This is a genomic window from Reichenbachiella versicolor, assembly GCF_003171675.1.
Taxonomy (GTDB): Bacteria; Bacteroidota; Bacteroidia; order Cytophagales; family Cyclobacteriaceae; genus Reichenbachiella; species Reichenbachiella versicolor.
Genome location: NZ_QFZQ01000001.1, coordinates 234,757 through 248,466 on the forward strand (window position 1 = coordinate 234,757; position 13,710 = coordinate 248,466).

At 35.3% G+C, this 13,710-nt stretch carries 11 protein-coding genes; 8 read left to right on the forward strand and 3 right to left on the reverse strand.

Annotated features, from left to right (window positions below; all coding sequences use genetic code 11):
* Positions 1 to 99: 99 nt before the first annotated feature.
* The 5 genes from DKG80_RS01060 (at position 100) to DKG80_RS01080 (ending at position 5,532) form a co-directional block, all read left to right on the forward strand.
* Positions 100 to 1,605, forward strand: coding sequence for an MmgE/PrpD family protein (locus tag DKG80_RS01060; protein WP_109829430.1), 1,506 nt, complete (start codon positions 100 to 102; stop codon positions 1,603 to 1,605).
* Positions 1,602 to 2,495 carry a methylisocitrate lyase gene (gene prpB, locus DKG80_RS01065; protein WP_109829431.1) on the forward strand — a complete coding sequence of 298 codons (894 nt, stop codon included), beginning with the start codon at positions 1,602 to 1,604 and terminating at the stop codon, positions 2,493 to 2,495. The genes DKG80_RS01060 and prpB overlap by 4 nt, the downstream gene beginning before the upstream one ends.
* A 21-nt stretch (positions 2,496 to 2,516) precedes the next feature.
* Positions 2,517 to 3,632 carry a bifunctional 2-methylcitrate synthase/citrate synthase gene (locus DKG80_RS01070; RefSeq protein WP_109829432.1) on the forward strand — a complete coding sequence of 372 codons (1,116 nt, stop codon included), beginning with the start codon at positions 2,517 to 2,519 and terminating at the stop codon, positions 3,630 to 3,632.
* Between the two features lie 38 nt (positions 3,633 to 3,670).
* On the forward strand, positions 3,671 to 4,258 hold the full coding sequence (locus DKG80_RS01075; RefSeq protein WP_109829433.1) for a hypothetical protein: 588 nt from the start codon (positions 3,671 to 3,673) through the stop codon (positions 4,256 to 4,258).
* Positions 4,259 to 4,551: 293 nt separating this feature from the next.
* The gene (locus tag DKG80_RS01080; protein WP_109829434.1) at positions 4,552 to 5,532 is read left to right on the forward strand and encodes an SH3 domain-containing protein; all 981 of its coding nucleotides are present in this window, start codon (positions 4,552 to 4,554) and stop codon (positions 5,530 to 5,532) included.
* Between the two features lie 572 nt (positions 5,533 to 6,104).
* Here DKG80_RS01080 and DKG80_RS01085 read toward each other — a convergent pair.
* A complete protein-coding gene (locus DKG80_RS01085) occupies positions 6,105 to 6,665 on the reverse strand; it encodes a hypothetical protein (protein WP_109829435.1) in 561 nt (186 codons plus the stop codon).
* Between the two features lie 89 nt (positions 6,666 to 6,754).
* On the reverse strand, positions 6,755 to 7,306 hold the full coding sequence (locus DKG80_RS01090) for a hypothetical protein (RefSeq protein WP_109829436.1): 552 nt from the start codon (positions 7,304 to 7,306) through the stop codon (positions 6,755 to 6,757).
* 484 nt (positions 7,307 to 7,790) lie between these two features.
* On the opposite strand from DKG80_RS01090, the gene DKG80_RS01095 reads away from it, so the two are divergent.
* The 3 genes from DKG80_RS01095 (at position 7,791) to DKG80_RS01105 (ending at position 12,017) form a co-directional block, all read left to right on the forward strand.
* On the forward strand, positions 7,791 to 8,522 hold the full coding sequence (locus DKG80_RS01095; protein WP_109829437.1) for an SDR family oxidoreductase: 732 nt from the start codon (positions 7,791 to 7,793) through the stop codon (positions 8,520 to 8,522).
* 637 nt (positions 8,523 to 9,159) lie between these two features.
* Entirely contained in the window at positions 9,160 to 10,257 is a 1,098-nt protein-coding gene (locus DKG80_RS01100; RefSeq protein ID WP_109829438.1) for a dsDNA nuclease domain-containing protein, read from the forward strand.
* A 50-nt stretch (positions 10,258 to 10,307) separates the two neighbouring features.
* Entirely contained in the window at positions 10,308 to 12,017 is a 1,710-nt protein-coding gene (locus DKG80_RS01105; RefSeq protein ID WP_162555610.1) for an AAA family ATPase, read from the forward strand.
* Between the two features lie 296 nt (positions 12,018 to 12,313).
* On the opposite strand, the gene DKG80_RS01110 is transcribed toward DKG80_RS01105, so the two are convergent.
* Entirely contained in the window at positions 12,314 to 12,619 is a 306-nt protein-coding gene (locus DKG80_RS01110; protein WP_109829440.1) for a hypothetical protein, read from the reverse strand.
* Positions 12,620 to 13,710: the final 1,091 nt, after the last annotated feature.

A 13,710-nucleotide genomic window follows, 5' to 3' on the forward strand; every position in this document is an offset into this window, starting at 1 on the left:
CTTACAATAAATATACTCAATCAAAAAGCTTGGATATCTACATGATATAGTTAAGTGTCTCAAATTCACTATATTTAATAGGAACAACAAGACTAAACTATGATTAATCACCATGTAAGGGTGTATCCATCAAAATTTGATTTGCCTAAAATTGAACAGCTGGCATATAAGCTAGCTCAAGTAGTTTGTGATCCAGTCCCAATTATTCCGAAGGTAGAAGAAATGGTGATCAATAGAATCATCGATAATGCCTCTGTCGGTATTGCTTCGCTCAATAGAATGCCAATAATTAATGCTCGTGGGCAGGCCTTAGGTCATTCTAGACAAAGAGGGGCAACTCTATTTGGTCTTCCAAATGAGATCAATGTACATGCAGAGTGGGCTGCATGGGCCAATTGTGTAGCTGTTCGTGAATTGGACTATCACGATACTTTTTTAGCTGCGGACTATTCTCATCCAGCGGATAGTATTCCTGCTATTTTGGCAGTTGCTCAGCAGATGAGGAAAGGAGGAGAAGATGTTTTGAGAGCTATAGTGGCGGCTTATGAGGTACACGTTAGTTTAGTCAAGGGAATATGTCTTCACAAGCATAAGATCGATCATGTAGCACATTTGTGTCCAGCACAGGCAGCAGGCGTATGTGCACTTTTAAGGTTAAATGAGAGTACAACCTATCAAGCTATACAACAAGCATTGCATGTTAGCATATCTACTCGCCAATCAAGGAAGGGAGATATTTCTAGCTGGAAAGCATATGTGCCAGCACATGGTGCCAAACTAGCTATAGAGGCAGTGGATCGAGCTATCAGAGGAGAAAAAAGCCCTTCGCCTATTTATGAAGGTGAGGATTCGGTTTTAGCTTGGATATTAGATGGCCCAGAATCAGATTATAGGGTTCCTCTTCCAGAAAGGGGAGAAGAAAAGAAGGCAATACTCGAGACATATACCAAAGAGCATAGTGCTGAATATCAATCTCAGGCATTAATAGACTTGGCATTTCGGATGAGACATAGAGTAAAGGACTTGTCCCAAATAGCAGCTATTGTTATTGAAACCTCTCATCATACACACTATGTGATAGGAACAGGGTCAAATGATCCACAAAAGTTTAATCCAGAAAGCTCCAGAGAAACATTAGATCATAGTATCATGTACATTTTTGCAGTGGCATTACAAGATGGTAAATGGCATCATATAGATAGTTATTCACCAGACAGAGCTAAAAGGTCGGATACTATAGAGCTGTGGAGGAAAGTATCGACTACTGAGAAAGATAGATGGACTAAACTCTATCATGATCCAGATCCGAACAAAAAGGCTTTTGGAGGTAAGGTCACTATTACTCTGAAAGATGGTTCGACAGTTGAAGATGAAATCGAGAGAGCTAATGCTCATCCGGCAGGAGCGAGACCATTCGAGAGAGACCAGTACATAAGTAAATTCAAAACTTTAACTGATTCAATTTTGGAACCCAAGGAATCAGAAAAGTTCCTAAAGTTAGTTGAAAGGTTGTCGGGATTGACTTCTGATGAAGTGATGCAAATTAATCCAGTGGTCCCAGAAGAGTATTTAATTCAGTGTAACGTCAAAGGGATATTTGGATGATACAGCAGGCAAAAACTTCAAAACAGAAACGAGTCGAACTTAGAAGTAAAATTGATTCAGGCAAGATATTACAGTTTCCAGGAGCTTTTAATGCTTTAGTAGGAATGATGATAGAGCAATCTGGTTTTGATGGAGTCTATATGTCAGGAGCTGTAATCTCTAATTCTTTAGGATTACCAGATATTGGCTTGACAACGCTAACAGAAGTACTTCAATTCTCGAAGCCAATTTGCGCTAGGGTCACTATTCCATCCATTGTCGATGTTGATACGGGGTTCGGGGAAACAATGAACGTGGCTCGAACTATTCGAGAGATAGAAGAAATAGGAGCTTCTGGGTGTCACTTAGAAGATCAGGTTAACCCAAAGCGCTGTGGTCATTTGGATAATAAAGCAATAGTATCAGTAGAAGAGATGGTCAAAAAAATAAAAGCGGCCGCTGATGCTAAAATAGACCCAAATTTCATCCTGATAGCTAGGACGGATGCGGCTACAGTCGAAGGGATAGAAAGTGCTATTGATCGAGCCAAAGCCTATACGGATGCAGGGGCTGATATGATTTTTCCAGAAGCCATGAGAGACGAAAAGGATTTTGAGAGATTTCGAAAAGAGATAGATCTGCCCCTCTTAGCTAATATGACAGAGTTTGGTAAGTCTAAGCTGTTGTCAAAATCGACACTTCAGGAACTAGGTTTCAACATTGTAATTTATCCAGTTTCAATGCAAAGATTGGCGATGAAATCAGTGGAACTCGGATTGAAGACCATTATGGATGAAGGAACACAAGGAAATTTATTGCCTGAAATGCAGGATAGAAAGAGACTTTATGAAGTCTTAGGGTATGAAAAGTACAATGCCTTTGATAATGATATTTTCAATTTTGAATTGTGAAATGACTTAAAGCAATCAATCATGAACCTAGAAAAAATTAACAAAGGTCTTAATGGAGTAACAGTCGATTATTCGGCAATATCCAAAGTAATGCCAGAGACCAATTCATTGACTTATCGTGGCTATGCGGTAGAAGAGCTTTGCGAACACTGCAGTTTTGAGGAAGTAGCCTATTTACTTATATATGGAGAGCTTCCCAAGCTGGAAGAATTAGAAGAGTTTCAGACTAAAGAACGTGAAAAGAGAAAGCTATCAGTGGAGCAACTACAGCGCATTCACTATTTACCTGAAGCAGCGCATCCGATGGATACATTGCGTACTTGTGTTAGTTTTTTGGGGTGTGAAGACCCTCGGCTTTGGGACAATTCTGAAGAAACAAGTATTGATAAATTTCTTAATCTTTTAGCTAAGATTCCAACCATCATTGCAGGTTGCTATCGACACGCTGCCAATCAAGATATTATTATCCCAAAGCAGAACATAAGTATGGCTGAAAACTTCTTCTATATGTGTTTTGGAGAGATTCCAGCTAAAGAAGTAGTCAAAGCTTTGGAAGTATCTCTAATACTATATGCCGAACATAGTTTCAATGCTTCAACCTTTACTGCTAGAGTAATAGCCAGTACGACATCTGATATGTATAGTGCAGTGACAGGTGCTATTGGAGCATTGAAAGGCCCTTTGCATGGAGGCGCGAACGAACAGGTGATGCATATGTTAATGGAGATTGGTTCTGCGAGTAAAGCAGAAAGATGGTTGGATAATGCATTTGCCGAAAAGAAAAAAGTGATGGGTTTTGGCCATAGAGTATATAAGAATGGAGACTCTCGAGTGCCTACGATGAAAAAGTATGCTAACCTAATGGCAGATTATATTGGTGATCATCAATGGCGTGATATTTCCGAAGTTCTTGAACAGAAAATGATCAAAGACAAAGGGATTTATCCCAACCTTGACTTTCCAGCTGGACCAGCCTATTATTTAATGGGATTCGATATAGATGTATTTACGCCCATTTTCGTGATGAGTCGAATAACAGGATGGTGTGCACATATAATGGAGCAGTATGCAGATAATAAACTGATAAGGCCACTAAGTGCATATTCAGGAGTAGAGCAAAGAAAAGTAGTCGTATAGATTTTGAATACTCGAGGTACTGTAATTGCTTTGTCGGTATGAACTCAGAAAATCAAAATCCTCAACAGGTAGATATTCCAAAGATTTTTAAATGTGATCTTACAGGAGATCATTTTGATCACTGTATCCATTGTGAAAGAGAGCTTTTGGACGGAAGCGTGCCATACGTGATAGAAAAAGCAATAAAACCTTATAACGGTTACAAAGCCTATTCTACCATATTTGAGTATGCTATGTGTATGCCATGTGCGGTTGGGCTGAGGTCAAAGATTTCAAAAGAGAGTATGGAAAATATAAATCACTATTTCTCTACTCAGATCAACTTTGTTGAACGCGCAAAGGTGACTTTTGAATCCGAGAATGTTGATGATTATATGAAACAGTGTCTGATCAAAAACAGATCTATTGACGAAGTAAACGAATGTCAGATCTACGCTCAGTGTCAAGGAGATAAAATGACCCTAGGAGAATTTCCTTACATGGTAAGTGGTCAGGCTATGGATGAAGTGATGGACTTACTTTCACAGGAGACAATGGATGAGTTCAACGACTTGAAAGACGAGTTGATCGATGGACCTTCAGAATTTCAAGATTTACTTCAGGGAGGCCCAAGAGTATTGATTTGAAAAAAATACTACTTATTTCTAGTCGTATTCTTTTTAGATAATGTTTGGATTTGCTGAAGGTAAAGTGCTCTCTTAGGGTTTTTGATTTTGTAATTTCGGCTGATCCAATCTAGTTAAATATAAACGTAGTCTTAACTATGATCTGTGGATCGTAAAACCTCCATGCAGCATGACGGGAATGGGGTGTTTGTTACATATCACCATTTGTAATTAATTGTTGTCATTAATAGTATTGTATGTTACAATAAAAGAAAAACTGAGTGTTATATACTCGGTCGTTATATGCGAGCAATATGAAGCATCTATTATTACTAACCTTAATCTTCTTCCTTACTCAATATTCCAAAGCTCAATCTTATCGTCATACTGAAGCTTTCTATCGAGTGACCAGTACTAACGGACTAAAACTAAGAGAAAAGCCTTCCACGAATTCTAAAGTAATTACGTCAATTCCATATAACAACATTGTAAGAGCTGGCGGAATGGGAAAGATAGTGTCCGATACTATTGAAAATATTATAGGTACTTGGATGCCTAGTAAATTCAAAGAATTCAAGGGCTATTTATTCAATCCATACATTGATAGAATTGCAGGTGAAATATTTACTGAAGAAGATCTTGGTATGATATGCTACTATGGCTTAACGGAAATCGAAAGAATTTCCTCTATATATCCAGAACTTTCAGCCTACTATTACAACAATACGAAAACAACTTTCAGAATTGAGAATATAAATACACTCGATTATCTCACCAAAAAAATGGAGGAGGCACAAGGCAAGCGAAAAGCTCAAAAAAACACAGAAGAAAGACTTGTATTCATGTCATCACCAACAAAAATAAAAGTCAAGGTGTTTTCTACTGGATTTGGTTTAAGAAGCTCTAGTAGTAGAGTTCTGAATTACAGCATAGATTCAACTCTATACAAATATTCAATTTTCGCATTATCTGAAACCACGATTAGTAGTAATAAAATTGAACCAATCGCCAATAAAAGTTATCGAATAATATTAAGACAGAAGAAGGGTGATACGATTACCGACCAAGAAATTTTTTCAATACCGACCTTAAAAAATTATGAGGGCGAATGTTGTTCAGAACCGATTCACTTCATCGGTATAAAATGGGTTGGAGATATTGATGGTGACCAAAAGTTAGATTTAGAAATTAGTGTCCAAGGATGGGAATGGTATACTAACTATATCTATCTATCATCAAGAGCAAAAGAAGGAGAGTTAGTTTCACTAGCAGAACAAATTCAATGGGATAGCTAAAGAATATAACATGCTGTATCAAATCATGGCAGGTCAGCTGTAAACCCAGTTGTTTGAAGTCTTCCGAAGGGTGACTTCAAACTTAAAGATGAACCCCAAGTGTCTCCTGACACGGCCTGCTAATTAAAAGCATCTCTATATCCAATGCCCTCCTGTCGATTAACATAATTATTTACACTTGATCAAATTAATACTCAGGTACATCAACTATCCTTGCTTCTATAGGTTTTTAACCAATGTACTTGAAAGGTCGAATAAGCTTAATATCCCATTAACTAACACTTTAGTTTAAAGATAAAACTAGAAAGGCCGTGTCGGGAGACACTAGAACTTCATCTTCAATTTTAAGTGCCGTTGCACTTACACTTAAAATAACGGGAGTTTTGGGACAGTCAGGTAGCTATTTTTCCTGAATTTGCCTTAGCAAGTATCGACGATGAACCAATTGGTTTATTACCTTGCGATTCTGTTCAATCTGGAAGATTAAGTTCAGAGTTAGTAGAGGAACTAACTAAGTAGTAATAATGATAGGGAGTCTCAAAGTAGACTCCCTATCATTATTACTCATAAAATTACTCTTTTACATAGCTTGTAATATGCAGGCCGCTCAGTTTTAAATAAATAGTAGTTCCTTCTCCGCTGCCATCAGCCCAAATGCCAAATACCTTACCACTCACTGTTGCTTTCTGGCCTTTATTTAAACACTTATAAATATTGTCGCCTTCACAAGATTTACAAACCTCTTTTGGAACTACAAGCTCATTGCTATAACTAAAATCTTCACTTAGAAAGCTTTCCTTCCCTAGAAATTTATTTACATCGTAGTTCGAGGAATTATTGGTGAAGGCTCCAACAAAGAAATATCGACCAAAATCTTGTTCTCTCCTACTACCGTATCCCAGCATGCATTGTCCTGACTCAGCATCAATCATTTCATGAATACCCAGGGTTCGAAGATCCTTTAAAATTACTTCTTTCCCAATTAGACTTTTTGCTTCTTCTTCAGACATCCCTTTAATTTTTTCATTAATAACTTCCCCTCTAAGCTCACCTAATTTTATTTGATTATCACTACAGGCTGCTAACAAGAAAAGTACAAAAGGCAGCAGAAACTTAGCTGTAAATTTAGTCATAAATGGTCTCAGGTTTTATCAAGTTCAGACAATTGATTAAATGGGAAGAGAATAAGGTTGTCAAACTTACATTTAAAATAATGAGGAAATTATTTTGGGTATGGAACAAGTTCGTAGCCGCTTAACTTAATATAGATCCTCGTAATTCCGGGCTCATTTGTATCTCCATTCCACTTCCAAGCTCGAATCACCTTCCCACTTACTGAAGCTGTAACTCCTTTATTCAAACAATCTTCGAAATTATCACATCGTTTGCAAACTTCTTTTGGAAGCTCTATTTCATTTTCGAACTTAAAACTGTCTGAAGTAAATTCGTTCGTTGGTATAAAATCATTAATATCATACTCATGAGATGAGTTAGTAAAAGCACCTAGAAAGAAACGTCCACCAAAACCAAGTTCTTTTTTAGCTCCAAACGCTAGCATACATTGACCTTTTTCTAGATCAATCATCTCATTTACACCTCGGGGAGTCAGGCCCTTGAGTACTATTTCTTTATTTAACAGTTCTTTAATTGATTCGGGGGTAAAAGTCGAGATCTTGTCATTTAATTGCTCTCCTTTTAACTCTCCAAACTTAATTTTATTCTCGCAACCAGTTAAAACGAATACTACGACTAAGAACAGTGACCTTAAAGACATTACGATTTACCCTATTTTTTGAATTGATTTAAAAATATAAAAGTTAATATTTTTTCACTTATAAATAATAACCTGACACGGCCTGCTTATTAAAAGCATCTCTATATCCAAGTGCCTCCTGTCGATTAACATAATTATTTACACCTGATCAAATTAATGCTCAGGTACATCAACTACCCTTGCCGCTATTGGTTTTTAGCCAATGTACTTGAAAGGTCGAATAAGAATAATATCCCATTTACTAACACTTTTAGTTTAAAGATAGCACTAGAAAGGCCGTGTCGGGAGACACTAGAACTTCATCTTCAATTTTAAGTACCGTTGCACTTACACTTAAAATAACGGGTGTAAAAAGTCCGAGAATAAACTTAACCTTTAGAACAATCGAAATTAAACCTAATTCTTAATTCCGCAAGTATCGGGTTTTATAGGCTTTATCATCAAAATATTTTTGCATTATAATTATTGATCAAAATAACGAAACATGCAAACATTGGAAGACAAAGTAATATTAATTACAGGAGCGAACAGAGGAATTGGAAAGTCTCTCGTAAAAGCATCATTAGAAAAAGGAGCGAGAAAAATTTATGCTACTTCCAGAGATTTAAGCAAAATGCCAAATTTTGGAGACGAAAGAGTTGTAGCATTAGAATTAGACATTACTGATAACGCTCAAATTATAAAAGTTGCAGAAAAAACTAAAGACGTAGAAGTTCTTATTAATAATGCAGGAATTTTAAGTCAAGGAAATGTTTTAGAGGGAGAAATTAGTGCTTTAGAAAACGATATGAAAGTTAACTATTATGGAACAATAAATATGATGCGAGCATTTGCTCCTATTTTAGAGAAAAACACACCTGCTAAAATCATTAATATAGTTTCGATTGTTGCATATTCGCCACTTCCGTCAATTGCAGGTTATTCAGCATCAAAAACAGCTTTATATTCAGCAACACTTTCAGTAAGAATTGAGCTTGCCAAAAAAGGGGTAACTGTACACGCTATAAATCCAGGAGCAATCGATACAGATATGAATAAAGGTAGTGAATGGGATATGCCAGCACCAGACGGAGTTGCGACAATAATTTTAGACAAAGTAGAAGCAGGAGAATTGGATATTGTACCTGACGAAATGGGACTTGGAATGTTTAATGCTTGGAAAGAATCACCTTCAAAATTAGCTGAAATGTATTCTAATATGTATCACGGAGAATAAAAAAAGGACGGAAATTGAGCGTGAAAAAAGTACGAACGCACAACAATGTATATAAAAAATAGCGGTTCAGGTGCAAGCCTGAATCGCTTTTGCGTTTAATTAAGTATATTGCTTTCCAAAAGGTTCGTGCTTATAAATCCGCTACTTTTCATATACTAGCCGTTACACTCCATTTGCTCCGCTTGATCGCAATTGTATTGCGATTTTATTAGTCTACAGCATCTGTGATGTGACCTTCATATTTAAACTAATCCAATTCCTTTACTAATATAGTACCATTAAGTCCTTAATGGTTACTTTAACAAAGTACAATCACTCATAGTTTCTAATCTTATATCTGTAAGCCATAAATACAAGTTAACATCAAGATTACCGCAATGCAATTGCTAGATACTTCTCTATTAAGCTAGATTTCAGTCGCAAAATATTTGCGACCGAGCAGGATTTTATGAATATCAAGAATCTATTAGATATAATGGTTATAATCACCATTATACACATTAACATTACAATTACGTTAGGTTTCATGCAAGAACGACGCGAGCCAACGCACATTTGGCACATTTACAAGCTCTAACACACAGGCTGACACTTCAGCTTGTAAAAGAGCCAAATTTTTGCCAATACACAATGAATTATGGATATAAAAGATACTTTAATAAAAAACAAACCGAGAGAAAAAGCTGGTGCTAGGTCTGCCAGCCGTTTTGATTATCAGAAAGATTGGAGTATCTGCCAATTACTTGATTTTCACAATGAGAAAAGTGATTATTTATTTGTATTTGATTATCAAGAAGACCTAATGATAATGGATTCAGAAAGTACTCCTCAAAAAGTTTCGTTCTATCAAATTAAAGGAAAGCAAAATAAAGCTCATTGGACATTGGGCGAATTGCTTAAAAGCCCAAAAAGTACAAAAGGAGATGTTCTTCTTTCCATTATTGGAAAGCTATATGATTGCAAAATTAAAGCAGAAAAGAACACAGAATCTCTGAATTTTGTTTCGAATATTGGATTTAAAGTTGGCGATAAAGACTTTAATTCACTGGATAAAAAAGAAGTATGTGTAATAGAACTAAATGAAACTGACAAGAAAAAAATAAATGAAAAACTAAATATAGAACATCCTAGTGAAGATATTTCTGAATATGAAGATATCACCTTCTTGAAAGTTGCAGAATTAAACTTGCATGATAGTCCAACATACACCAAAGGGAAAATTGCCGATTTTCTTAATGATTCATATCCTAATACTAAACACAATATCCCTCTAATTTATCAACATCTATTCAATGAAGTTAAGCGCAAATCCAATTACAATAAAGATGTAATATCCTTTGATGATTTAATCAAATGTAAAGCAATTGGAAAATCTTCTTTTCAAGGCATGTTAGATATTTGCGGTACATCAAAGGACTTTGAATCTGCTTGGAAGAACATTGAAAAAATATTGTCAAATGAAGGTGTTAAATATTCTAGAATTAGAAAATATAAGAATGCTTGGGATAAAGTTGAAATTGAAAGAATGGAGCCTAATAATTCAATATTAGCTTCCATAATTAAGAAGATTAAAGAATTAATAAAGCATTTTGAGGAAAATGATTTATTGGATAATGACACTTTGCTAGAGTGTGTAGATAAAGTATTGTCGAAATATAACCAAGCGCCTATAAACCAAACAATCTATGATGAAATATTTATTGAAGCATTAACATTATGTGAACTGTATGACTAATACAAGTGAAAATTTTAAAAAACTTATTCGGAATCTAAGAACAAAGAAATATGAAAAGATTCGTTTTGTCCGAAATAATGCTCTTGTCTCACAAAGAAAAGAAGGCGAAAGCAGTGGAACTAAATCCACATCGAACGGTAATTTACGGGAAGAATGATACTGGGAAATCATCCCTTATAAAATCTATATACGAAGCATTTGGAGCAAACCCGAGAAAATCTAATCCTAGGTGGGTTAATTTATCTCCTATAATCATGGTTAGATTTTTAGTTGATGATGTCAATTTTGTAATCGTTAAGGATTATAAAACCTATGCTATTTTTGATAGGAATGACAATTTAATTGGTCTATTTGATAGCGTAACAAAAGGTTTAGGTCCATTTTTAGCAAAAATGTTTGATTTTAAAATTCAACTACCTGATAGGAATAATAATATAATAACTCCTCCTCCTGCTTATTGTTTTTTACCATATTATATTGACCAAGACTCAAGTTGGCAAGAACCATGGGTTTCTTTTAAAAATCTATCTCAGGTAAAAAAGTACAAAGACCCAATTAGCTATTATCATACTGGAATTCGACCGAATGAGTATTACATTACTAAAGGAGAGATTGACCAACACCTTGTAACCGTAAAGGAATTAGAAAGTGAAAAAAAACTAGCTCAAAACATGCTTAAAAAGGTAAAAGACCAGATGGAACAAGTTGATTTTGCCTTTAGTATGGATGATTTTAAAGAAGAAATAAAAGAGTTATTATTAGAGTCACAAGAGCTGAAAAAAGCTCAAGAAAAACTTAAAACTAAATTGGTTGATTTTCACAACTTTAAAAATAATTGCGAAACTCAAATTGAAATAACAAAGAAAGCATTGAATGAAGTTCGCAAAGACTATCAGCATGCTACCTTTTATCAGATTAGTGACCATATCGATTGTCCAACCTGTGGTGCAACATATGAAAACTCCTTTGAGGAAAGATTTGAAATTGCTCAAGATGAAAATAAATGTAAGGAGTTACTTATTGAACTAAGTAGGGAACTAACTGAATTAGATTCTCATATCGCTAAAGTTAATCAAGCTTATACGAATAATAATGAGGAAATTGTAAAGGTTGAAACTGTTTTAGAAAAGAAACAAGGAGGTATTAAGCTAAGGGACATTATCGAAAATGAAGGAAAACGAGAACTAAAAAAGGTCTTTGATGAAAATATTGATGCTTTGAAGGAAGAGATTTTCGAATTGACTTATCAGGTTAATCAGCTTAATGAAAAACTAAAAGGAATTGAAAATAAAGAAAGGAAAAAGGAAATTTTAGAATTTTATAGAACTAATGTTCGGACAAATTTAAGGGACTTAGATGTTTGGTCTATAAGTGAGGAAGATATGAAGAGTATAAATACTACGATACCAGAAACAGGTAGTACTTTACCAAGAGCATTAATATCATATTATTTTTCAATACTTAAGACAATAAATAAATATGGGTCATCTACTTTTTGCCCAATTGTTATTGATTCTCCAAATCAGCAAGCTCAAGACACAGGGCACATTGACCTGATTTATTCTTTCATACTAAAAAATCAACCTAAAGACAGTCAGATGATTCTTGGTGTTGAAGAATTATACGGGATAGATTTTGATTGTCCTATTGTTGAGTTAAATGAGAGATATAGTCTACTTCAAACTGATGAATATAATAGCGTTGATGAAACGATGCAACCATATCTAGACAAAATGTACAATAAAACTGGACTATTTTAATGCCATCGCTTCACAACCATACACATTGCCAAGTCGCACAAAAGGCAGACACACAAACCAAAACTTGTCAAAGAGTATGGTTGCCCCACCACACGGACAGACTGCGGAGAATAAAGCACGAAAACCTAACAATAAATATAGGTCATTTGGCGGATAGTGCTAAATTTGAATTAAGTACAAATAATAAAATATATAGAGGTTTGACAGGTTGGTGTTTTGAAGTGCCAAACGCCCCATATTCGAGCCGTTACACTCCATTTACACCAGCGTCGGTAATACAAAGAAAGACTACCTAATTAGATAGTCTTCCTATATGGGTTTTGTAGAGTTAAGATTTTTCCAACTGCTCCACCCCCCCCCCACAAAAACTTAAGATTAAAAAGAGCAATCTTTTCAGGAGTATCAAAACACAAGTCTGTATGATACAAAGCAAAATCATGAACCATTTTTAAGGATTCAATTAATTCCTCAATTCCATGAAATTTGAGATTGCCAATAAATTCCTGCTCAACAGAATTTACAGATTTAAAGATTTCAGAATCATTAACAGACTCTACATTTTTGCCATTTAGGCATACATTTGAACCATTGGAGTTTCGCATAATAATGGATTAATAAATGAATAAAAAGAGGATAGGTCACTGCGAAACTCCTCAAAGCGGTGCCTTGATTGGTTCTCGGGACTTACACCCGTATGCCTATCCAATATCTTGTGTTTAAACCTGATAAATGCAAATTGCACCATTGTGATAATAATTTTAAGAAGTCTCGCATTTCAAAAGTACTGAAAAGAAGGAATAAACCGAGGAAAAAAGACTCTAATCAAGGAGACGGCACCACACCACTGAGGCGAGCTTAGTAAAACTTCTGAGACTACCTTGCCTTAGATAGAGGAGGTCATCCCACAAATTTATTTTAGGGCAAAAAAAATCCTGACTGCGCATATTTTTTCAAAAACCTTAACCACGCATATTTTCTTAGATCCCAACTACGCATATTTATTTCCCCTAGAAAAAAATATGCGTGGTTGTGTTTTGAGTTACGCATATATGCGTAGGGGTGTCACGCATATATGCGTGGTTCATTTAAGTCACGCATATTTTTTTTTAACAAAATGATATGCGTGATTGTTTTTTGAGTTACGCATATTTTTTTCAAACACACTTACGCATAATTTTTTTTGAAAATCAATCACGCATATTTTGAAAAAGAATCTGACTACGCATATTTATTTCGAATTCTTAGTCACGCATATTTTTTCACAAACCTTAACCACGCATATTCTGAAAATAAAACTGACTACGCATATTTTTTAAAAGGCGACTAAATAGAATGTTGCTTAGTAAGTTCAACGATACTGAAATACTCACTGAACATCAGGCAATCAAATCTATGAAAGGCATTAATTGGGCTATGATGCTCAAGCCTTTAATGGTGAATCTAACAAAGTACAATTCCTCACTATCTCCAATCTTATACTGATTAGCCATAAGCACACCGCGATGCAAGGGTTAAATATTGCTCTATAATCTAGATTTTAGTTGCAAAGCATCTGGAGTCGAGCGGGAGAATTTCCTTATATGGGTAAGTAGCCAAGCGATGGACGAGTTGATGAACCTACTTTCACACGAGACAGTGGATGAATTCAATGATTTGAAGGACAAGTTGATCGATAGGGGTTGAGAATTTCAAG

Excerpts from the sequence above, each read along its gene's own strand:
- DKG80_RS01060 (WP_109829430.1), top strand. The coding sequence starts at position 100 with ATGATTAATCACCATGTAAGGGTGTATCCATCAAAATTTGATTTGCCT.
- prpB (WP_109829431.1), top strand. The coding sequence starts at position 1,602 with ATGATACAGCAGGCAAAAACTTCAAAACAGAAACGAGTCGAACTTAGA.
- DKG80_RS01070 (WP_109829432.1), top strand. The coding sequence starts at position 2,517 with ATGAACCTAGAAAAAATTAACAAAGGTCTTAATGGAGTAACAGTCGAT.
- DKG80_RS01075 (WP_109829433.1), top strand. The coding sequence starts at position 3,671 with ATGAACTCAGAAAATCAAAATCCTCAACAGGTAGATATTCCAAAGATT.
- DKG80_RS01080 (WP_109829434.1), top strand. The coding sequence starts at position 4,552 with ATGAAGCATCTATTATTACTAACCTTAATCTTCTTCCTTACTCAATAT.
- DKG80_RS01085 (WP_109829435.1), bottom strand. The coding sequence starts at position 6,665 with ATGACTAAATTTACAGCTAAGTTTCTGCTGCCTTTTGTACTTTTCTTG.
- DKG80_RS01090 (WP_109829436.1), bottom strand. The coding sequence starts at position 7,306 with ATGTCTTTAAGGTCACTGTTCTTAGTCGTAGTATTCGTTTTAACTGGT.
- DKG80_RS01095 (WP_109829437.1), top strand. The coding sequence starts at position 7,791 with ATGCAAACATTGGAAGACAAAGTAATATTAATTACAGGAGCGAACAGA.
- DKG80_RS01100 (WP_109829438.1), top strand. The coding sequence starts at position 9,160 with ATGGATATAAAAGATACTTTAATAAAAAACAAACCGAGAGAAAAAGCT.
- DKG80_RS01105 (WP_162555610.1), top strand. The coding sequence starts at position 10,308 with ATGAAAAGATTCGTTTTGTCCGAAATAATGCTCTTGTCTCACAAAGAA.
- DKG80_RS01110 (WP_109829440.1), bottom strand. The coding sequence starts at position 12,619 with ATGCGAAACTCCAATGGTTCAAATGTATGCCTAAATGGCAAAAATGTA.